Annotated in this window: 19 protein-coding genes and 3 tRNA genes; 14 read left to right on the top strand and 8 right to left on the bottom strand. The window is 39.0% G+C overall.

The features are described from left to right. Positions 1-15: 15 nt before the first annotated feature. Positions 16-645, bottom strand: a complete 630-nt coding sequence (locus tag DS885_RS05790; protein WP_113818456.1) for an MBL fold metallo-hydrolase — start codon at positions 643-645, stop codon at positions 16-18. 201 nt (positions 646-846) lie between these two features. Here DS885_RS05790 and msrB point away from each other — a divergent pair, with 201 nt between their 5' ends. Next, entirely contained in the window at positions 847-1290 is a 444-nt protein-coding gene (gene msrB, locus DS885_RS05795; protein WP_113818457.1) for a peptide-methionine (R)-S-oxide reductase MsrB, read from the top strand. Between the two features lies 1 nt (position 1291). Here the strand turns inward: msrB and DS885_RS05800 are convergent, their stop codons facing one another. Further along, positions 1292-1717, bottom strand: a complete 426-nt coding sequence (locus DS885_RS05800; RefSeq protein ID WP_113818458.1) for a GNAT family N-acetyltransferase — start codon at positions 1715-1717, stop codon at positions 1292-1294. 88 nt (positions 1718-1805) lie between these two features. On the opposite strand from DS885_RS05800, the gene murB reads away from it, so the two are divergent. The 5 genes from murB (at position 1806) to DS885_RS05825 (ending at position 4284) form a co-directional block, all read left to right on the top strand. Continuing rightward, entirely contained in the window at positions 1806-2867 is a 1062-nt protein-coding gene (murB, locus tag DS885_RS05805; protein ID WP_113818459.1) for a UDP-N-acetylmuramate dehydrogenase, read from the top strand. Continuing rightward, positions 2860-3831: a bifunctional biotin--[acetyl-CoA-carboxylase] ligase/biotin operon repressor BirA gene (birA, locus tag DS885_RS05810; protein ID WP_113818460.1), complete on the top strand. Its 972-nt coding sequence runs from the start codon at positions 2860-2862 to the stop codon at positions 3829-3831. The genes murB and birA overlap by 8 nt, the downstream gene beginning before the upstream one ends. Before the next feature lie 117 nt (positions 3832-3948). After that, positions 3949-4024: transfer RNA gene (locus DS885_RS05815), tRNA-Thr, on the top strand. A gap of 10 nt (positions 4025-4034) precedes the next feature. Next, positions 4035-4118 (top strand) — tRNA-Tyr (locus DS885_RS05820). A 91-nt stretch (positions 4119-4209) separates the two neighbouring features. Next, a tRNA-Gly gene (locus tag DS885_RS05825) sits at positions 4210-4284 on the top strand. A gap of 197 nt (positions 4285-4481) precedes the next feature. On the opposite strand, the gene DS885_RS17740 is transcribed toward DS885_RS05825, so the two are convergent. Beyond that, entirely contained in the window at positions 4482-4616 is a 135-nt protein-coding gene (locus tag DS885_RS17740; protein ID WP_258546852.1) for a hypothetical protein, read from the bottom strand. 230 nt (positions 4617-4846) lie between these two features. Between DS885_RS17740 and DS885_RS05830 the strand changes: the two genes are divergently transcribed. Together DS885_RS05830 and DS885_RS05835 are read left to right on the top strand one after the other, a co-directional pair. Next, positions 4847-5620: a hypothetical protein gene (locus DS885_RS05830; RefSeq protein ID WP_113818461.1), complete on the top strand. Its 774-nt coding sequence runs from the start codon at positions 4847-4849 to the stop codon at positions 5618-5620. A gap of 136 nt (positions 5621-5756) precedes the next feature. Next, positions 5757-6494, top strand: coding sequence for a hypothetical protein (locus DS885_RS05835; RefSeq protein WP_113818462.1), 738 nt, complete (start codon positions 5757-5759; stop codon positions 6492-6494). Positions 6495-6694: 200 nt separating this feature from the next. On the opposite strand, the gene DS885_RS05840 is transcribed toward DS885_RS05835, so the two are convergent. The 4 genes from DS885_RS05840 to DS885_RS05860 all read right to left on the bottom strand — a co-directional run bounded on the left by DS885_RS05840 (position 6695) and on the right by DS885_RS05860 (position 9463). Continuing rightward, entirely contained in the window at positions 6695-6985 is a 291-nt protein-coding gene (locus DS885_RS05840) for a type II toxin-antitoxin system RelE family toxin (RefSeq protein ID WP_113818463.1), read from the bottom strand. Beyond that, entirely contained in the window at positions 6975-7223 is a 249-nt protein-coding gene (locus tag DS885_RS05845; RefSeq protein ID WP_113818464.1) for a type II toxin-antitoxin system Phd/YefM family antitoxin, read from the bottom strand. The genes DS885_RS05840 and DS885_RS05845 overlap by 11 nt, the downstream gene beginning before the upstream one ends. A 939-nt stretch (positions 7224-8162) precedes the next feature. Further along, positions 8163-9140, bottom strand: coding sequence for a Gfo/Idh/MocA family protein (locus tag DS885_RS05855; RefSeq protein WP_113818465.1), 978 nt, complete (start codon positions 9138-9140; stop codon positions 8163-8165). Then, positions 9137-9463, bottom strand: coding sequence for a putative quinol monooxygenase (locus tag DS885_RS05860; RefSeq protein WP_113818466.1), 327 nt, complete (start codon positions 9461-9463; stop codon positions 9137-9139). Before DS885_RS05860 ends, DS885_RS05855 begins: the two co-directional genes overlap by 4 nt. 96 nt (positions 9464-9559) lie before the next feature. Here DS885_RS05860 and DS885_RS05865 point away from each other — a divergent pair, with 96 nt between their 5' ends. Next, positions 9560-10453, top strand: a complete 894-nt coding sequence (locus DS885_RS05865) for a LysR family transcriptional regulator (RefSeq protein WP_113818467.1) — start codon at positions 9560-9562, stop codon at positions 10451-10453. 323 nt (positions 10454-10776) lie between these two features. Here DS885_RS05865 and acnA read toward each other — a convergent pair whose 3' ends face one another. After that, positions 10777-13503 carry an aconitate hydratase AcnA gene (gene acnA / locus DS885_RS05870; RefSeq protein ID WP_113818468.1) on the bottom strand — a complete coding sequence of 909 codons (2727 nt, stop codon included), beginning with the start codon at positions 13501-13503 and terminating at the stop codon, positions 10777-10779. Positions 13504-14288: 785 nt separating this feature from the next. Between acnA and DS885_RS05875 the strand changes: the two genes are divergently transcribed. From DS885_RS05875 to DS885_RS05895, 5 genes are read left to right on the top strand one after another with little or no spacing between them, the layout of a single operon-like run. Further along, the gene (locus DS885_RS05875) at positions 14289-17084 is read left to right on the top strand and encodes a monovalent cation/H+ antiporter subunit A (RefSeq protein ID WP_113818469.1); all 2796 of its coding nucleotides are present in this window, start codon (positions 14289-14291) and stop codon (positions 17082-17084) included. Further along, complete coding sequence (locus DS885_RS05880) at positions 17084-17434, top strand: Na+/H+ antiporter subunit C (protein WP_113818470.1); 351 nt, start codon at positions 17084-17086, stop codon at positions 17432-17434. The genes DS885_RS05875 and DS885_RS05880 overlap by 1 nt, the downstream gene beginning before the upstream one ends. Further along, positions 17434-18945 (top strand): monovalent cation/H+ antiporter subunit D, encoded by a 1512-nt coding sequence (locus tag DS885_RS05885; protein WP_113818471.1) that lies wholly within the window; start codon positions 17434-17436, stop codon positions 18943-18945. Before DS885_RS05880 ends, DS885_RS05885 begins: the two co-directional genes overlap by 1 nt. Continuing rightward, complete coding sequence (locus DS885_RS05890; protein WP_113818472.1) at positions 18945-19445, top strand: Na+/H+ antiporter subunit E; 501 nt, start codon at positions 18945-18947, stop codon at positions 19443-19445. Before DS885_RS05885 ends, DS885_RS05890 begins: the two co-directional genes overlap by 1 nt. Continuing rightward, the gene (locus DS885_RS05895) at positions 19439-19708 is read left to right on the top strand and encodes a K+/H+ antiporter subunit F (protein ID WP_113818473.1); all 270 of its coding nucleotides are present in this window, start codon (positions 19439-19441) and stop codon (positions 19706-19708) included. Before DS885_RS05890 ends, DS885_RS05895 begins: the two co-directional genes overlap by 7 nt. Positions 19709-19714: the final 6 nt, after the last annotated feature.

Below are 19714 nucleotides of genomic sequence, written 5' to 3' on the forward strand. Positions count from 1 at the left end.
TATTCGCCGTCTATTTTATCGTAAGTAAGGATTACTTTTTTGTTCTTGACCAATCGTTGTGGTTGGACCGTGACCAGGGTAAATTAAGGTATCCTGTGGCAATGTTAGCAACTTTTGTTTAATACCTGAGATCAATTGTTGGTGATTACCGCGCGGAAAGTCTGAACGTCCTACCGCACCATTAAACAAAATATCGCCGACAATCGCCTGTTTACTTTTAGCATCAAATAATGCGATATGGCCCGGTGTGTGTCCTGGAATGTGTAAAATATCTAATTTAATATTCCCAACTTTTAGTTCTTCACCTTCTTCAAGCCACTTAGTTGGTTCAAAGCTAGTGGTGTGCGGGAAACCAAACATAGTGCTTTGTGTTTCGAGTTGCTGTAACCAAAACGCATCTTCTTTCTCTGGCCCAAGTACTGGAATATCTAACTTGGCGAGCAGTGCTTCTGTGCCACCCACATGATCTAAATGTCCGTGCGTTAAAATAATTTTATCTACGGTGACATTGTGATTTTTAATCGCACTTAAAATACGTTCGCTCTCTCCGCCGGGGTCAACAATCGCTGCTTTTTTAGTTTCTTCACAAATCAGTAAACTGCAGTTTTGTTGGTAGGGGGTAACGGGAATAACCACGACTTTCATTGCAAATCCTTATACTTAACTCTATCGAATATGCACATTATTTTACCTGCTTGAAATAAAGAACACACAATTAAATTGTTGGTAAAAGTGTGATAAATCATCTTAGGTGGTCTTTTTCAGCACAATGACCGTAATCTTTGTGTGTTTTCCTTTTACTGAAAACATCGTACTATCGACTACCTATAAGAGAGAGGAAATAGCATGAGCAAATTTGAAAAGCCATCACAGGATGCATTAAAAGCGCAATTAGACGAAATGCAATACCAAGTGACTCAATTGGAAGGGACTGAACCACCTTTTAATAATATTTACTGGGATCACCGTGAAGAGGGCATCTACGTGGATATCGTCTCTGGCGAACCTTTGTTTAGCTCTCTAGATAAGTTTGATGCACATTGTGGTTGGCCAAGCTTTACGCAGCCGATTGAAGATATCGTATTAACTGAAAAAGTGGATACTAAACTATTTTCACAACGTACAGAGGTGAGAAGTGCGCAGGCAGACTCACATTTAGGGCATGTTTTCGACGACGGTCCAGCACCAACTGGGTTACGTTATTGTATTAACTCTGCCTCATTACGTTTTGTAAAAAAAGAACAGATGGCAGAGCAAGGTTATGAGCACTTATTAAGTTTGTTTGCTTAAGCTAAGAGCTGCTTACGCTCATTGATAGTAAGGGGTGACGATTATTGTAACGAGCGTATTGCTCAGCAAGTGTGATAGGTAACTGCTCAGCGGGCAATAATTGAAACCCTAACTGCTGATAAAACCCTTGTAGGTGTGGATAAGGGAAACAATAAACGGTTTCCGTCTGCAAGCTTAAAACATATCGGATTAGTTGGCTGGCTAATCCTTGTTGACGATAAGTAGGATCGCAGGCCACACCCGTTAATAACAGGTTATCATCAACTGCTTTTAATCTCGCGGCACAGACTATCTGCTTTGCCTTTACTACAAACACCTGCTCGCTTTTATTGGCTACTCCTTTTTTATAAACCTGCTTATAAAATTGATTCACTAAAGGGATTTGTAGTTTGTCTAATTGGCTGCATTGAAATGCCTTCACATCCATCGAAAATCCTGTTTATTTGTTTCAAGTGCTTGATAAGGTATTATGAATATCAGAACGCTTAGTTAAATTAATACCATAAAGGATTATCATGATTGAAAAAAACAGCTCACTCAAGGCCTTTAATAGCTTTTCAATTGATGCTGAGGCGCATCTACTCTTTCACTTTACTAACTTATCTCAGCTTTCTGAGTTATTAGCGTTAATTAAACAAACAAGAGAAGAGAGTCGACCTATATTGGTATTAGGTGGTGGTAGTAACACGCTATTTTGTGAAGACTTTGATGGCTTAGTGATTAAAGTTGAGCTAATGGGCATTCAGCAAACAGAAACATCAACGCATTATTTATTAGAAGTTGCTGCAGGTGAAGACTGGCATCAGCTCGTTGAACAAACAGTAGAGCAAGGAATCAACGGGTTAGAAAATTTAGCGCTGATCCCCGGTGTGGTAGGTGCTGCGCCTGTGCAGAATATCGGTGCTTATGGCGTTGAGCTTAAAGATTTCTGCGAACAAGTGGATTACATCGACTTAATGGACGGCACGCTGCACTCCTTAACTAACGAACAATGTAAATTTGCTTATCGAGACAGTATCTTCAAAGGTGAATTAAAAGATCGTGTATTAATTACCTCGGTTTCGCTGAAACTGCCTAAACAATGGCAAGCACATTGCCAATACGGCCTGCTACAGGGTTTAAACGAAACGGAAGAGTCAGTTAGCGCCTTGCAAATATTTGATAGTGTTTGTCGTATCCGCACAGAAAAACTGCCCGATCCGAAAGTGTTAGGCAATGCCGGTAGTTTCTTTAAAAACCCCATTGTCAGTGAATATTTAAGTGACCAGCTATTATCTCACCATTCCGATATGCCGCATTACCCACAGCCAGACGGCAATGTGAAACTAGCGGCAGGTTGGTTAATTGACCAGTGTGGTTTAAAAGGCCATAAAGTGGGTGGTGCAGCGGTACATCTACAACAAGCATTAGTCCTGATTAATGAAGATGGCAGAGCCACGGCAGAGGATGTTATTGAGTTAGCCTGGTTTGTTAGAGAGCAAGTATTACAGAAGTTTGCAGTTTTATTAGAGCATGAAGTGCGATTTATTGGCGCACAGGGTGAAACCAACTTATTACAGGTTACGGGCAATGTCTGAATTAAATGAGAAAGGCAATAAACTACTGGCTTTGTTAGCAGATGGCGAGTTTCACTCTGGTGAAAAAATTGGTGAGTTATTAGGAGTATCAAGAACTTCGGTTAATAACTACATTAAAGCATTACAAGAGATTGGCTTAGACATTTACAAAGTTACCGGCAAAGGTTATTGCAGCGCAACACCTTTAGCCTTGTTAAACCAACAAGCGATTCGTGACATTAGTGGGGTGGCGAACGTCCATGTTGAGCAGATCCTACCTTCTACTAACGAATATTTATTAGATAAAATCCCCAATTTAGCCAATGGTCAAACCTGCATTACCGAGTGCCAAACTGCTGGTCGAGGCAGGCGTGGTAGACAATGGGTTTCACCATTTGCATCACACCTGTATTTCTCCATGTATTGGCGCTTAGAGGCGGGTATTGAAAAAGCCTCTGGTTTAAGTCTGCTGGTGGGTATTGCAGTGGTTAATGCACTTGAGAAGCTGGGGATTCAAGGAGTAGCGCTAAAATGGCCTAATGACCTCTATTACCAAGGCAAAAAGCTGGCTGGTATATTGATAGAGCTAAATGCACAAGCCTCTGAGGCATGCCATTGTGTCATTGGTATTGGCATAAATATTAGAATGCCAGCACATCAAGCGGATGCTATCGATCAACCTTGGACAGACCTTAATACGATCAACGCACAACCCGTCGACCGTAATCAGTTGTCTGGATTATTAATCACTGAGTTACAGACGTTATTAGCAGATTATGAAGTAAAAGGCTTAGCGCCGTTTTTAAAACGCTGGTTTGAGCTAGATTGCTTCCTAAACCAAGATGTTAATTTGATCATGGCTGACAAAGTTCAAAAAGGAATTTGTCGAGGAATCAATGAACAGGGCGCATTGCTATTAGAGGTTGACCAACAAGTCACGCCTTACATAGGTGGTGAAATATCACTGCGTTTGGCGAATAATTAGACTAAATTAACGAAATTGATTTGTTTTTAAGCAAACAAACAAAAAACTGTGTTTTTTTGCTAATAAACACTTGCAAGGCAAGCTCAAGTTCTTTAATATTCGCGGCACTTAGACAGCGCCGACTTAGCTCAGTAGGTAGAGCAACTGACTTGTAATCAGTAGGTCACCAGTTCGACTCCGGTAGTCGGCACCATCTAAGTCCTGGAGGGGTTCCCGAGTGGCCAAAGGGAACAGATTGTAAATCTGTCGCGAAAGCTTCGGTGGTTCGAATCCACCTCCCTCCACCATATTTTATCTCACTTGTCACTGTGAGGCAGTAGAGAACAATGCAATAGCATTGTTTTTTGCTATGTAGTTTACGCTACTGATGCGGTATTTGCGGGCATCGTATAATGGCTATTACCTCAGCCTTCCAAGCTGATGATGCGGGTTCGATTCCCGCTGCCCGCTCCAACTACTTCTACTTTAAAACCAAGCACTTGTGCTTGGTTTTTTTGTTTCTGCTGTTTGAAAAAACATTCTTGGTGACCAAACGGTGACCATTTGGTGTCAAACTTAGTTTTTACATTGATAGACTTAATTCAAGTATCAATGCTTATCAACAATATTCTCATTGCCTTTAAAGCTTCGATTCGCTAAATAATGCTGTCTTAACCAGCACCATCGATGATAACAACTGCATATTTCTGACTCGTAGCGGCTTTGAATATCTGTGATAAATGCGTTTTCATGATCTCTTTATTAACAAATGGAACAACCATTGTCTTGCTAGCATCATTCGTCACCCAGGCTGAACCAAATCGATAAGCATACTCAATTTTTTGTGTGGAAAGTGAGCTGAGTATGACGCAATACTTAGTTTCTTTAACAGTAATATTTAATATTATTTTTATTAAAATGATGTAAAGTTTTGACTATGAACGAATTAATTGTTATTCGTTGTACTAATTTTAAACCCCATAATCCTTTACTATCGTGAATTATGGATAATATACTGTTATAAATCATGGAAAGTATGGATATCGAATTTATAAAATGGTTAGCCACGGGAGGACTTGGAGGAGCTGTAATATCATTCCTTCTAAAATCTTGGTTTGAAACTAGGCTAAAAAATAGCATAAAACATGAATATGACTCTAAGTTACTAGAGCTGAAAAATGCATTAGAAAAAGACAGCGCTGCTTTAGCTCTTATCCAGAATCACTACCGCACAACTAATGCTGCGGGTCATGATAAGGTATTGAACTCCATAAGTTACTTATGGAGTAGCATCGTTGAACTAAGAAAAGTTAAGCCGTCTATATTAACTTTTTCAGATGTATTAGTTGAAAGTGAATTCGGCGAAGATTTCGGAAATCACCTGCATGAAAATGTTATTGATATCACAGAGGATGACATTAATAAGTTATTTTCAGGAAAGCTTGAAACAGTAAGTGAACATAGACTTTTTGCTGGAGAGCTTCTTTCTTCTTACTTTTATTCTTACCAACGTATTATCGGGAGAATTTCAATCGTTATTCAAAAAGGGAGAATGAATAAAAATGTTCCTCTTTGGTGGGAAGATGAGATTTGTAAAAGTGTAATTTCAGCTGTTTGTAACGAAAAAGAAAAAGAAGTGTTTAATCAACTTCGATTTCAAAAAATCAACTGGTTACTTAATCACATCGAACAAAAGTTTCTAAGTGCCGCAAACCAAATTATTTCAGGTGAAAGTAGTATTGATAAAGCATTCGAACAATCAGCTCGTATTATGCAAAAGTATTCTAATGAAGAGTTACGTGGCAAATGATTTATAACAAGTGGAAGGTGTCCACTTTTGCGGGTGAAGATCACAAAAAACAGTTGGCTTTTTGCTCGTTCCTCGCTAATTGTAACCAACAATTTTATTGCCGCTTAGCAAAGCGTTATGCATCGAAAGGAATCATATGAGCACAATTAAAGAATATATGTTTGATCTTCAAGAAGAGGAAATGGGCCAGTGGATAAGGGAGCATCTTGAGGATGATGAGGCTGATGAAGAAACCCCAGGCTGGGATGAGTTAGCTCAAGAATGGTCATATATGCAAGAGAGCCTTCAAGAAGAACATGAGTCTCTACAGTGGTACACATCTCATTCATACTCGGACTTGCATCGTTCTTTTCAATTTCAAATACATAATCTGCGTGACCTAACAGATTTACAGATAGCCGTTTCACATGAAGAAACATTTTATAAAATGTCGTACGCACATGCTGTTACTTTGATGGAATCATTTTTAGCCGACTCAGTTAGGTCATTGATCATCTCTGATGAAAAATACTTTCAAAATGCTATAACTAAAGTCGAAGATTTAAAGGATATAAAGTACTCCTTAAAAGATATTGCCAAGCAGCAAGATGGAGCAAGAGGCTTCGCAGTCAAAGAATTATCAGGTGTTATGTACCATAATATTCCTAAGGTTCGCGAAATTTTAAAATCTATTCTTGGTCAATCCGTAACTCTTGATATCTCTTCTGTTTGTAAGATCACAACTCTTAGGCATGACATAGTGCATCGAGATGGTAAGACTACAGATGGAAACCTAATCAAAGTTGATAAAGATATTGCACTAGAGACAATTGCTGCTATTGAAGTATTTGTGGAAAGTGTGGCATCGGAAATTAGTCGAGTTACAAATGCATAACAAGGCGCTGCTACGGAAAATTTATTCGCTGGCGCTCATAAATTCCCGCAGAGCGCGGCGTTGAGGCTGTAGAATAACTCATTTTTTATAGATTTATGAAAATTTGTAATTTTTAACTTGTTGTTTTATTGGAATATTAAATTTTAAAATGGCTGTGCTTTCTTGGAAATAGAGAAGTTATACAGCCTCGTTAATCTTTCTCAGTCATTAAGTCGTTGCGTAGCTTTTGTATAAACATTGCTTCGTTCACGTTTTCCGACTGCGAGCACAGTTACAGTAACGATATTATCTTTGACTTGGTACACTAGTCGGTAGCCTGACTGTCGAAGTTTAATTTTATATATGCAGTCTGAACCAGAAAGCCTAGCAGCAGGGATGTGTGGGTTTGTTAAGCGTTCAACTAATTTTTTCTTAAACTGAATTTTGAGTGTTGCTCCTAATTTGTCCCATTCTTTTAATGCGCTTTTTTTGAATTCGAGACTATAGGTCATCGATATTTACCGAAATGTTAGCTTCATTTTGTCGTTCTTTTGCTAAAGCTAATAGCTCAAGATCTGCAATTTTGTCCATCATCATTTCGTAGGCTTCAGCAGGAACGCAATAAAATGCAGGTTCGTTTCTATTAAGCACGGCAACAGGATCACCATAAGCACTTGTTGCCACTTTCATTGGGTTTGCTTTGAATTCGGTAATACTGGCTGCGACATCAGCTAAAATTCTAGTAGTCATAGTTAAGGTCTCTTATTAGGTCTTTTAATAAGTCCATTGTAGTTACCTGAGCGAGGTTTAACAAGGCAATTAAATCGGACGCATAACGGCTGTCGCGATTTTTTATAAAAAAATTCGTAAAAATAGCGCCAACCTACACGCCATTTAATGCGGCGTTATAGCTTCAAATCCCAACTCTTTTCTTTGTACGCTAATTGCGTATACTCAACCAATGAAAAGTATTTTTATTGAATCGTCCATTTTTAAAAGTGGAGAAATAATTATCTATCAGAGGAAGATTTCCGACTTTTCTAAGCTGAGTTAATGCCAAACCCGAAAGCTGGCGATGTTATACAAGTCGCTGTTGGCCTAAGAAAAATTAGAGTCGCGAGCAAAGGGAATGGGAAACGTATTTCTCGACTAAGACAGCTAAATCGATACCCACCAAGCCCCCTCTGGAAACTATAAATATATGACCAATATTTTAAATATTACCACCGTCCGCTTTGAGCGGGCATACGCTCTAAACCTAATTGAACATCACAGTGACAGTCTTACAAGCCGCCAAAGCGGTCATTCACATCGCTCTAAATTTACTTGGATTTATGATATTACCACTATGGCGCTATCGCCTCGGAAGCGACGTAGAAAATTATAAGTTAATATTCGTTGGTCTCACAATATAATCATTTTAACCAAGCTAAAACTCGCCCCCTGGATGGCTCTGGATCAAGTATCTTGGAGTGGATTGGGTATATAAGGATACGATAATCCTAAAGCGTCTATTTTGTGTAATACCAAATCCACTAACTATGTGATTTATCTAGGCGCGAAGAAAATGAATGAAAGCAATGCGTTGATTGCAGTAACTAGTTATTCTAATTGCAAAATTAATAACGCAGCTAGCATTCATTTTTATAAGCGTAAATGAATAGCTATTTAGTGGAATTGGTATAAACACTATATCTGTGTTGCTGATTCCCAGTCAGTTAATAGCTTCATTATGTCTTCTGAACTTTCAGGCGTTACCTTAGGTGATTCAAGGGATTTAGCACCACGTTCAACGGCTTCACGTATTGCTCTAACCTGATAGTCGAAGGCATCGCCAGAAGCTTCTATTGTCGTGGTTTCCTTTGATGTTTCATATATTTCTACTTCAAATTCATTTTTTAAGGTTGGTAACCATGGGTTACTATTAAAAGTTAAACAGCCTTTACTTCCTAGTACGGTGAAACCATGTTTAAGCCCATAATCTTCAGCTGTATGAATTTGTAGACTAATCTTATTGGCAAAACGAAAAGTCGCGCTAGATTCACAAATATTGCCATCTTCGCCACGTCGTCCCATTCCTGATAACGTGTATTGCATCAATTCATTTTCAGGAAGAGACTGTTTTAAAATAAGGTAAGCCAACGACATTGGATAACAACCCAAGTTATATAAAGCACCTTTACTTTGTACATTGACGAATTGAGAAATTGACGCCACGTAAGAAGCTTGTATTGCTTTAATTTCACCAATCGCTCCCGATGCAAGTACATCAAGCCCTTTTTCTGAAAATGGATGACATAAGTACATCAAACCTTCTGCAAAAAATACGTTGTGCTCTCTCACCGCTGCAAGCGCTTGTTTGGTTTTTTCCATATCGACAGACAAAGATTTTTCACAAAGTATCGCTTTTCCTGCTTGAGCGGCTTTTATTACAAACTCATGATGAAGGTGATTTGGCAGCGCGATATAAACGATATCAACTTCAGTGTCATTGACGATCTCATCAAAGTCAGTAGACGATTTCTTAAACCCGTATTTGTTTGAAAATTCAGTTAAAGTGGAAGCAGTTCTTCCGGCGACTGCGTATAACTCGCTTTTATCATCATTTTGAATCGCTTTAGCCATTACGTCAGAAATAAAACTAGTACCTAGAATTGCCCATTTCATTTGATTTCTCCTTTCAATATATTTGCTACAGGTTCTGTTTCATAAGCTTTAACAAATTCTGTTAAGGCTGTACTGAAAAATGCTTTTGTATGATCAGCGATGAAGTGAGCATCAAATGCAGCCTTATCTTTATATATTTCCCATAAAATTATCTTTCTAGGGGCCTCATTATCCTGATGAGCAATTGCAAATAAACAACCTTCTTCGCTGTTCATATCATCACAAAACTGCTGAATTGCGCTTAATCCAGTATAAATTTCTACGGTTTCTTTGATTTTTAATTCTGCTGTTATTGAAACATTTCCTGTTATTGCATTAATCATAGTTGGCCCATTCTTAAGATAAACATCCAATATAATTGTAGCGTTACATTTGATAAACTAGCATTTAATTTATTTTCAATAAACTCAGGGTTTACAATGGATAAGTTAAAAAGTATGGAAGTATTCGTTTTTGTTGTAGAAAGTGGTAGCTTTCGTCAAGCGGCTAATCACTTTGATATTTCGGCAACAATGGCTGGGAAACATATTCAATACCTTGAGTCATCACTTGAAACACGGATTTTAAATAGAACAACAAGAAAGCATTCACTGACTGAAAGTGGTCAAATTTATTATCAAGAATGTAAAAGAATTATTGAAGATATTTCATTAGCAGAAAATAAAATACAACAGGTTGAAAATACGCCCATAGGCACGATTAAAATAAATACCCCGATCACTATTGGCTGTGAGTTGTTAGCACCTATTATTGCAACTTTCTTACAAAAATATCCCTTACTAGATGTGGAAATGATACTCGATAATTCGCTTGTTGACCCGTTTCAGTCCGATGCGGATATCTTTTTAAGAATTGGTGAGTTAAATGATTCTAATTTAATTGCACGTAAAGTGGGTGATTATAAAATGCGTTTTTGTGCATCCCCATCTTACCTATCTAAGTATGGTGAACCAAATAGTTTAGAGAGTTTAAAGGATCATTCCTGTCTTGGTTTTGTATATAACCAAGGGCAAATGCAAAGCCTTAAATTAAACTCTGACGCATTTAATAAACGTAATGCGAGATTAACCTCAAATAATGGACATGCACTTAAGATTGTTGCAGTTCATGGCGCAGGTATAGTGCTTCAGCCAACCATCTTGGTTGATAAAGAGATTGAAAAAGGCACATTAGTTGAGGTTTTAACTGAATTTGTGCCCGAGCCAAAACCAATTCATCTATTACTTAGAAATAGAATATTATCCATTAAAAATCGTACTTTTATGGACTATGTGGTGAAAAAACTACAAAAAGAGCTTCAAAATAATAGCTAGAAATCTTCCAATAAGAGTAATGACGGGTACTGTCTCGCTATCCTGCACAAATTATTAGCCATGCAGTTTGGCTTTATCATCGTTTTAACTTTACCTTTCGAGGCGTTATACCAATCATACTAAGTAACTGATCTATTTTACTTGTTAAAAGAACTGACGCCTTCGTTGTCATTTTCGCCAATAGAACAACTCTTAAAGCTCTCCGATAGACGATTAACGAAGTTAATCGTCGAAAGGCTTAAATGACGCCTTGAACTAAGCCATTTTTCCTGCGCAAAATTGAGATCACTTATTTAATGCAATTGGTATAAATTTGTAATAGATCAAAGCAGTGATCTCATGACATATTGAAGTATCCCACCATGACGGAAGTATTCGAACTCATTAGGAGTATCAATACGAATATCAGCGTCAAAGGAAATAACCTCTCCATTTTCTTTGGTTACATTCACAGTGACTTGTTTTTGTCCTGCTTCAATCGCCTCAATTGAAAAAGATTCAGTACCGTCTAAGTTATATTTTTCAGCACCTTCCCCTTTTTTGAATTGTAACGGCAATATACCCATACCGATTAGATTTGAGCGATGGATACGTTCATAGGTTTCTGCAATGGTTGCTTTTACGCCAAGTAATAGAGGTCCTTTTGCAGCCCAATCGCGAGAACTACCAGTACCGTATTCTTTACCTGCAATGACGACCGTTGGTATTTTATTAGCTGTGTATTGTTGTGCCGCTGCAAATACGGTCATTTGCTTGCCTTCAGGTTGATAAGTGGTAAATCCGCCTTCTGTACCCGGTGCAAGTTGGTTTTTTAATCTGACGTTAGCGAATGTGCCGCGCATCATTACTTCATGATTACCGCGTCTTGAGCCATAAGAGTTAAAGTCTTTTGCTTGTACTTGGTTTTCAACAAGGTATTTAGCTGCTGGTGTATCTTTACCGACAGAACCGGCAGGGGAGATGTGATCCGTTGTGACACTGTCGCCGAGTTTTAATAAACAACGTGCATTTTCAATGGCTTTTACTGGCTCTGGTTGTACTTTCATGTTGTCAAAAAAGCTTGGTTTTTTAACATAGGTACTTGTTGGCCAGTTATAAATATCGCTATCAACGGTTTCAAGGTTTTTCCAGCTATCGCCACCGTCATACACTGAACCATATTTATCTGAAAACATTTTTTTATTAACCACACGAGTGACAATGTCTTGTATTTCTTGCTGCTCTGGCCAAATGTCTTTTAAGTAAACAGGGTCACCATCATGGCTAATCCCTAAGGGTTCATTAGCTATATCCATTTTCATGTTACCTGCTAAAGCGTAAGCAACAACAAGTGGTGGTGACGCTAGGTAATTGGCTTTCACATCTGGGTGGATACGTCCCTCAAAGTTTCGGTTTCCGGATAATACTGACGTAACGGTTAAATCATTTTCTTGTATGGCATTACTTATTGGATCCGCTAGTGGACCTGAATTACCAATACAGGTTGTACAACCATACCCAACTAAATTGAAACCCAATTTATTCAGCTCTTTTGATAAACCTGCACTATTTAAATATTCAGTAACGACTTGTGATCCAGGCGCAAAGCTAGTTTTTACCCAAGGCTTAACGGTTAATCCTAATGTATTGGCTTTTTGAGCGAGTAATGCGGCAGCAACCAATACCGATGGGTTTGATGTGTTTGTACAACTGGTGATGGCTGCGATTACCACAGCACCTTCGTGTAGCTCTACATCTTGTCCTTTTAGGTGATAAGACGCGGATGTTTTGGGGGCCATATCTGTTGAGCCACTATTTTCAGTACCACCTTCATCATCAAAGCGTTTTTTCTGTTTTTCTGCTGGAATGATTGTTAGCTCATTTTGTTGCTTTATCCAGTTTTTAAAAGCGGGGGCTGCTTGGTCTAAATCAATTCTATCTTGTGGGCGTTTAGGGCCTGCAATCGCAGGTACCACTTGCTCTAAATCGAGGCTGACTTGGGCGTGGTACTCAGCCTTTTGTTGTGACTCACTTCCCCACATACCTTGTGCTTTTGCATAGGCTTCTATGATATCGATTTGTTCTTGGCTTCTGCCCGTTAACTCGAGGTATTTTGATGTTTGTTGGTCAATTGGGAATAAACCACAGGTTGCGCCATATTCTGGTGACATATTGGCAATCGTTGCGCGGTCAGCGACGGTTAAGTGTTGTATGCCTGAGCCAAAGAATTCGACAAATTTGCCAACCACGCCATGTGCTCTTAATTTTTCAGTAACAGCTAACACTAAGTCTGTTGCTGTTGCACCTGCAGGCAACTTACCGGTTAATTCCATGCCGACTACTTCTGGAATTAACATGGTGACAGGTTGACCCAGCATCGCGGCTTCAGCTTCTATACCGCCAACACCCCAGCCTAATACACCTAGTCCATTGATCATGGTGGTATGGGAATCGGTCCCAACTAGCGTATCGGGATATAATAGGGGAGTATCATGTTGGTCATCTACAAAGGTAACTCTTGCTAAGTACTCTAAATTAACTTGATGCACGATGCCTTTACCCGGCGGTACAACTTTAAAGTTATCAAATGCACTTTGTCCCCATTTTAAAAACTGATAACGCTCTTTATTTCGAGCGACTTCAATTTCAGTATTTTTTTCAAAGGAGTCTGCTTTACCAAATTCATCGACCATAATGGAGTGGTCTATGACTAGGTCGACAGGTTTTAACGGATTGATTTTATTGGCATCGCCACCTAGTTCAAGCATCGCATTACGCATTGCCGCTAAATCAACAACAGCCGGAACACCAGTAAAGTCTTGTAAGATTACACGTGATGGGACAAATGCAATTTCTGTATCAAGTGCCGCTTTAGTATCCCACTGGGATAAGGCTCTAATATCATCTTCTTGCACATACAGTTGTTCACTGTGACGGAGTAAGTTTTCTAATAAAATTTTTGCAGTTAAAGGGAGTCGATTAATGTCAATATCTAAGCTTGATAAGTCGAAATAGTTATAATCTTTACCATTAACCGTCAAGTTTGATAGGTATTTGTTTGATGATGTCACTTTACTCTCCTTAAAATGCTTTAATTGTAAAATTCAATCTAGTTGTGATTAGATGATGTTTGATTACTTATTGAGAACTCTTATCTACCTATAATTTAACTATGTAATAAAAAGACTAGCACCAATTGCCATTAATCATCGGTCTAACAGAACACTTACGAGTAAGCCTGCTTGTTTACTTTGAGACCTGTGACTAATCCATCACTTTTTTACGTTCACTACAGAGATATAAGCAATCACTGTGCCAGGATAATAAAAGCGCTTTATAGCATTATTGGAAAAGTGGGGAATGTTTTAATTATCAATAAAATAGGGAGTGTTCATTTACTGACATAAATCAGGAAATGATTTAAAATTTAATACAACGGGTATTGTTCGTGTAAGCTTTACTTGAATGGTTATAAATTTTACACACTTAATTATTTTTTAATTTGCTGAAAGACTCTGGACTTAGCGAGTATATCTAATTTTCTTTTAATTGGTTCACTCAGTTGCCAGTCCAAGTCCTCACATAGAATTTCAACTATGACACTGCTAATTTCCATGACTATCTGGATATTAAACATCTTTGACTGGCTTCTTCAGAGTACAATTAGCATAAGTAAAGCATCAAAAAATGTCACGCTAGAAAAGATTATGGAGGTTGTAGCTTAAACATAAAAATAGAAGTCTATAATAATCAATTATTTAATGCTCTTTGACATAATAAGGCATTGATTTTTGACCCATTAATCACTATCGTAGATTGAAAATACCAACCACTTAGCTAACGGAGCTTCGCTTAAATGTATTATTTCTGGGTGCCATTTCTACCCATGTTCGGGATACTTGTTCCCTTACTAACCAATAAACTTAATCGTAGTGCTTGTACGTTGGCTACCGCGTTGTTGCCTGCTCTTGCCTTGTGCTTGATTTTTCTTGATTTACCCGCGGTGTTAGCTGGAGAATCTTTTAGTAAGAGTGTTGAGTGGATCCCTCAATTAGGGCTCTCGTTATCATTCCGGCTTGATGGTTTAGCTGCTTTATTTAGTATATTGATCCTAGGGATTGGTTTACTGGTTATTTTATATGCACGTTATTATTTATCTGAAAAAGATAATATGGGGCATTTTTATAGCTATTTGATTATGTTTATGACAGCAATGCTCGGTATTGTTATGTCAAACAACATGCTTCAACTCTGGTTTTATTGGGAGTTGACCAGTATTAGTTCATTCTTGTTGATCGGCTTTTGGTCTCATAATAGTAATGCGCGTAAAGGGGCTAGAATGGCTCTGACTATTACTGGTGCTGGCGGTTTAGCGTTATTGGCTGGGATCATATTATTAGGTCAAGTGGTTGGCAGTTATGAATTAGATGTGGTCTTGAACAGTGGCGAATTAGTAAAACAAAGCCCTTATTATATTGCTATTTTAAGCCTATTTTTAATTGGTGCATTTACTAAGTCAGCTCAATTTCCATTCCACTTTTGGTTACCTCATGCGATGGCTGCACCGACGCCAGTTAGTGCTTACTTACATTCTGCAACTATGGTTAAAGCGGGTATATTTTTATTAGCGCGTTTCTATCCAGTGTTAGCGGGTACAGAAACGTGGTTTGTAGTGGTTTCTTTAACGGGTCTATGTACTTTGTTATTGGGGGCTTATACCGCATTATTTAAACATGATTTAAAAGGCTTATTAGCCTACTCGACTATTAGCCATCTTGGTTTAATTGTATTGCTATTAGGTTTAAATACCGAATTAGCCGCCATTGCAGCAATATTTCATATTATGAATCATGCCGTTTTTAAAGCGTCGTTATTTATGGCTGCAGGTATTATTGACCACGAGTCCGGTTCGCGTGATATGCGTAAAATTAATGGGTTATGGAAGTACATGCCGATTACCGCAACGTTAGCCATGGTGGCATCTGCTTCGATGGCCGGTGTGCCGCTATTGAATGGATTTTTATCTAAAGAGATGTTCTTTGCGGAAACGCTAGAACAAAGCATCTTAGGCGCTATGTCTTGGTTAATTCCTGTATTAGCGACGATTGCTGGCGCTTTCTCTGTCGCTTATTCGTTACGTTTCATTCACGATGTATTCTTTAATGGTGAGCCAAAAGGGTTACCTAAGACTCCCCATGAACCACCTCGTTATATGCGTGTTCCTGTGGAAATTTTAGTGGCTATTTGTTTGTTAGTAGGTATCTTCCCTAATTACACTATTGGTCCAATGCTTCAAAGCACGTCGTTAGCAGTACTTAACTATGAGTTACCTGAATATAGCCTCTCCATTTGGCATGGCTTTAATCTTGCTCTGTTAATGAGTGGATTAGCGATTGTTGGTGGTGCCGCTATTTATCTTAACCGTAAACATTTATTTAAGTTTTCAGGAATGTTCCCAGATATTGACGCAAAATTGGTTTTTGAACGTTTTATTCAGACCTGTGTTATGTATGCACAAAAGATAAACATGAAACTGGAGACAGGCTCCTTACAACGTTATGCATTTGGCCTGTGTTTGTTTGCATTACTACTGATTGCACCACCTTTATTCGACTTAGATACAACCAGAGGAAGTTTAGCTGGTACCCCTATCAATAGTGCTGTGGTGGTTGCTGCGATTTTGATCGTTGCTGGGTCGCTAGCCACTATTATTTGGAGTCATTACCGTCTTATTGCATTATTAATGTTGTCGTTAGTGGGGCTAGTAGTATCGATAACTTTTGCTTATTTCTCAGCACCTGACTTAGCGCTTACTCAGCTGTCGGTTGAGATTGTTACGGTGATCTTGTTGTTACTTTCACTTTATTTCTTCCCACAACAAACACCAACCAGTAAAAGTCGACCTAGTCATTTTGTGCGTGACTTTACCGTAGCATCATTTATTGGCTGTATTATTGGTAGTATTTGTTTTGCTTTAATGACTCATCCTCTAGATAGCATTTCTGCGTACTTCTTAGATAATGCAAAAATCGGCGGTGGCGGTACTAATGTAGTGAACGTTATCCTGGTTGATTTCCGTGGTTTTGATACTTTTGGTGAAATAACGGTGCTAGGGATCGCTGCATTAGGTATTCACAAATTGATTGCGCGTATGCGTTTATCTATGCGTACCAAAGACTATGCTGGTCGTCTCTGGGCGAAAGAGAAGTACCCTGTGTTATTACTGGTTGTTTCACAAAGTTTACTACCGCTATTTTTACTTATCTCTGCTTATATCTTTATGCGTGGACACAACTTACCCGGTGGTGGTTTCATTGCCGGTTTGATTACATCTATTGCATTAATACAACAATACCTTGCACACGGTGTTGATTGGATGGCAAAAAGAGTGAGCATCAGTTACCACTATATGATTGCGACTGGATTAAGTATCGCCGGCTTAACTGGTTTAGGTAGCTGGTTCTTTGAACGCCCATTTTTAACGTCTTGGTTTGATTACGTTTCTTTACCTTGGATAGGTAAGTTTGAGCTCGCGAGTGCATTGGTCTTTGATATTGGGGTTTACTTTACCGTGATCGGTGCAACATTGCTGATATTAGCGAGCTTAGGGAAGTTAACCACGACAGAACGACTCACAGTAGGAGAAAGATAATGGAATTAGTCTATGCAATTTGTGTCGGCTTCATGAGTGCATGTGGCATCTTTTTAATGTTGCGTGGCCATACCTTTACCTTGGTTATTGGGCTTACTTTATTATCTTATGCGGTTAACTTATTCCTATTTGCGAGTGGTGGTTTAACCATAGGGGCACCTGCGGTATTGAACAGCAGTGAAAATTATGCAGATCCTCTACCACAGGCATTAGTACTTACGGCCATTGTTATTGGTTTTGCTATGACTGCTTTTGCGGTTATTTTAGCGATGCGCGGCCGTGCAGATTTAGGCAGTGACCATGTCGATGGAACAGAGCCTTTTGATCCTTTATCTGAGGAAAAATCCTAATGAGTTTGTTTGACCATTTAGTAATCTTTCCAGTACTAATTCCTTTTATTGTGGCGGTTGTTTTACTGTTTCCAAGCCTCAATAATTCTTTGAATAAACAGCGTGTAGTGAGTATCACTGCGAATATTTTAATGATCGTAGTTGCTTTTTCACTGTTATTTAAAGTTCAGGAACAAGGTATCCAAGTATATGCGCTTGGTGATTGGTCCGCTCCTTTTGGTATTGTATTAGTGGCCGATCTATTTTCAGTATTACTGGTTTGTTTAAGTGCCATTTTAGGCTTAGCGGTGACGCTATATGCAAGTGCTGGGGAAGATAAAATAGGTGCCTTTTTCCATTCGCTTATCATGTTCCAATTGATGGGGATTAACGGTGCATTTTTAACGGGCGATGCCTTTAATTTATTTGTATTTTTTGAAGTGTTATTAATCGCTTCTTACTCATTGATGATACATGGCGGCGGCAAGCAAAAGACACAGGCTAATATTCATTATGTGTTTCTTAACTTGATTGGCTCATCGCTATTTCTATTTGCACTGGGGACCTTATACGGCACCTTAGGAACACTTAATTTTGCTGATATGGCTGATAAAGTTCCGTTGTTATCGGATAACGAGTTACTGATTGCTAAGTCAGGGGCTTTATTGCTATTAGCTGTGTTTGGTTTGAAAGCGGCGATGCTTCCTGTGCACTTTTGGCTACCTAAAGCCTACTCATCTACAAGTACGTCTGTGGCGGCTTTATTCGCTATTATGACTAAAGTGGGTGTGTATAGCATTTGGCGAGTACATGGGGCTATATTTGGCGACCAAGCAGGCGAGTTGGCTAACATAGCCTTGCCGTGGTTGTGGCCGATCGCCTTGTTAACTATTGCTGCAGGCACGATTGCGGTACTCGCGAGCAAAAGTTTAAAAGTACTTTGTAGTAATCTAGTGATTGTCTCTGTGGGTACGTTACTAGTGACTATTAGTTTGAATACCGTGCAGGCTGCTTCAGCGGGGATTTATTACTTAATACACAGTACCATCGCTTGTGCGGCAATGTTCTTGCTCGCTGGTTTAATTCAGCAACAACGTGGCCAAGCAGAAGACCGTTTTGTTGCCGCGAGAGCAATGCCACAAGCTGGTGTGTTAGGCTTCATCTTTGCTCTGTTAGCTATTGCTTTAATTGGTATGCCGCCATTATCTGGTTTTGTGGGTAAAGCATTAATCTTACAATCAGTCACTGACGCAAGCCAAGCCATGTGGGTGTACCCATTCATACTGCTGGGAGGCTTAGTGGCTATTATCGCCCTGTCACGTGCGGGTACGTCACTGTTTTGGCGAAGCAATGGTGAAAACACCAGTGCAATAAAAGGTCATCCAATGCAATATATTGCTATTGGTTTATTAGTCGCGATTCTGCCTTTGATGGTTATTTTTGGTGGGACAGTCACTGACTATACACAATTAGCTGCAGAACAACTTAAAACAGGTTTAAGTTTACAACAACTTAACGAGGTCGCTAAATAATGGATAAAGTACGTAAATTCGTTTGGTTTCCTACACCTTACCACAGCGTCCTATTATGGCTCGTTTGGCAAATATTGCATGACTTCAGTCGCGGGCATATGGTGTTGGGAGCGATATTTGCCATCGTGATCCCTTGGATTGTTGCACCGCTGAGTGAAGAGTCTGCCGTCGCCAAAAAACCTATTAAGGTATTGAGCTATACGTTTCGTTTACTGATTGATATTGCCGTCTCAAATTACGATGTTGCGAAGCGTGTATTACAAAGTAATCGCAATTTAAAGCCTGCTTTTATTGCTGTACCTTTAGATATTAAAGAGCCTGTGCCACTGACTATTTTTACCAGTAGTGTGTCATTAACACCCGGTACGGTAAGTGTTGAGTTATCTGAAGATAGAAAATGGTTATATGTGCATGTGTTGCATCTTGAAGATGAGCAGGCGCTAATTGAACTTATCAAAGCTCGTTACGAAGCACCGTTAAAGGAGATTTTTGGATGTTAACATACGCGATATTGATTGCTTGTGCGTTACTTTGTTGTGCTTTAGCATTAAATGCATGGCGCCTCATCATTGGTCCGTCAACGCCAGATAGAATTATTGCCGTTGATACTATGTATATTAATAGTATTGCGCTAATCATCTTATTAGGGCTTCATCAAGGCTCTGCTATTTATTACGAAAGTGCATTATTAATTGCGCTACTTGGTTTTGTAAGTACTTCTGCTTTTTGTAAGTACTTATTACGTGGCGATATTATCGAGTAAGGGAAG

It is taken from the genome of Psychromonas sp. B3M02 (assembly GCF_003318165.1).
Taxonomy (GTDB): Bacteria; Pseudomonadota; Gammaproteobacteria; order Enterobacterales; family Psychromonadaceae; genus Psychromonas.

What these genes read in the sequence shown, in the direction of transcription:
- DS885_RS05790 (WP_113818456.1), bottom strand. Translation starts at nt 645, where the DNA reads ATGAAAGTCGTGGTTATTCCCGTTACCCCCTACCAACAAAACTGCAGT.
- msrB (WP_113818457.1), top strand. Translation starts at nt 847, where the DNA reads ATGAGCAAATTTGAAAAGCCATCACAGGATGCATTAAAAGCGCAATTA.
- DS885_RS05800 (WP_113818458.1), bottom strand. Translation starts at nt 1,717, where the DNA reads ATGGATGTGAAGGCATTTCAATGCAGCCAATTAGACAAACTACAAATC.
- murB (WP_113818459.1), top strand. Translation starts at nt 1,806, where the DNA reads ATGATTGAAAAAAACAGCTCACTCAAGGCCTTTAATAGCTTTTCAATT.
- birA (WP_113818460.1), top strand. Translation starts at nt 2,860, where the DNA reads ATGTCTGAATTAAATGAGAAAGGCAATAAACTACTGGCTTTGTTAGCA.
- DS885_RS05830 (WP_113818461.1), top strand. Translation starts at nt 4,847, where the DNA reads ATGGATATCGAATTTATAAAATGGTTAGCCACGGGAGGACTTGGAGGA.
- DS885_RS05835 (WP_113818462.1), top strand. Translation starts at nt 5,757, where the DNA reads ATGAGCACAATTAAAGAATATATGTTTGATCTTCAAGAAGAGGAAATG.
- DS885_RS05840 (WP_113818463.1), bottom strand. Translation starts at nt 6,985, where the DNA reads ATGACCTATAGTCTCGAATTCAAAAAAAGCGCATTAAAAGAATGGGAC.
- DS885_RS05845 (WP_113818464.1), bottom strand. Translation starts at nt 7,223, where the DNA reads ATGACTACTAGAATTTTAGCTGATGTCGCAGCCAGTATTACCGAATTC.
- DS885_RS05855 (WP_113818465.1), bottom strand. Translation starts at nt 9,140, where the DNA reads ATGAAATGGGCAATTCTAGGTACTAGTTTTATTTCTGACGTAATGGCT.
- DS885_RS05860 (WP_113818466.1), bottom strand. Translation starts at nt 9,463, where the DNA reads ATGATTAATGCAATAACAGGAAATGTTTCAATAACAGCAGAATTAAAA.
- DS885_RS05865 (WP_113818467.1), top strand. Translation starts at nt 9,560, where the DNA reads ATGGATAAGTTAAAAAGTATGGAAGTATTCGTTTTTGTTGTAGAAAGT.
- DS885_RS05875 (WP_113818469.1), top strand. Translation starts at nt 14,289, where the DNA reads ATGTATTATTTCTGGGTGCCATTTCTACCCATGTTCGGGATACTTGTT.
- DS885_RS05880 (WP_113818470.1), top strand. Translation starts at nt 17,084, where the DNA reads ATGGAATTAGTCTATGCAATTTGTGTCGGCTTCATGAGTGCATGTGGC.
- DS885_RS05885 (WP_113818471.1), top strand. Translation starts at nt 17,434, where the DNA reads ATGAGTTTGTTTGACCATTTAGTAATCTTTCCAGTACTAATTCCTTTT.
- DS885_RS05890 (WP_113818472.1), top strand. Translation starts at nt 18,945, where the DNA reads ATGGATAAAGTACGTAAATTCGTTTGGTTTCCTACACCTTACCACAGC.
- DS885_RS05895 (WP_113818473.1), top strand. Translation starts at nt 19,439, where the DNA reads ATGTTAACATACGCGATATTGATTGCTTGTGCGTTACTTTGTTGTGCT.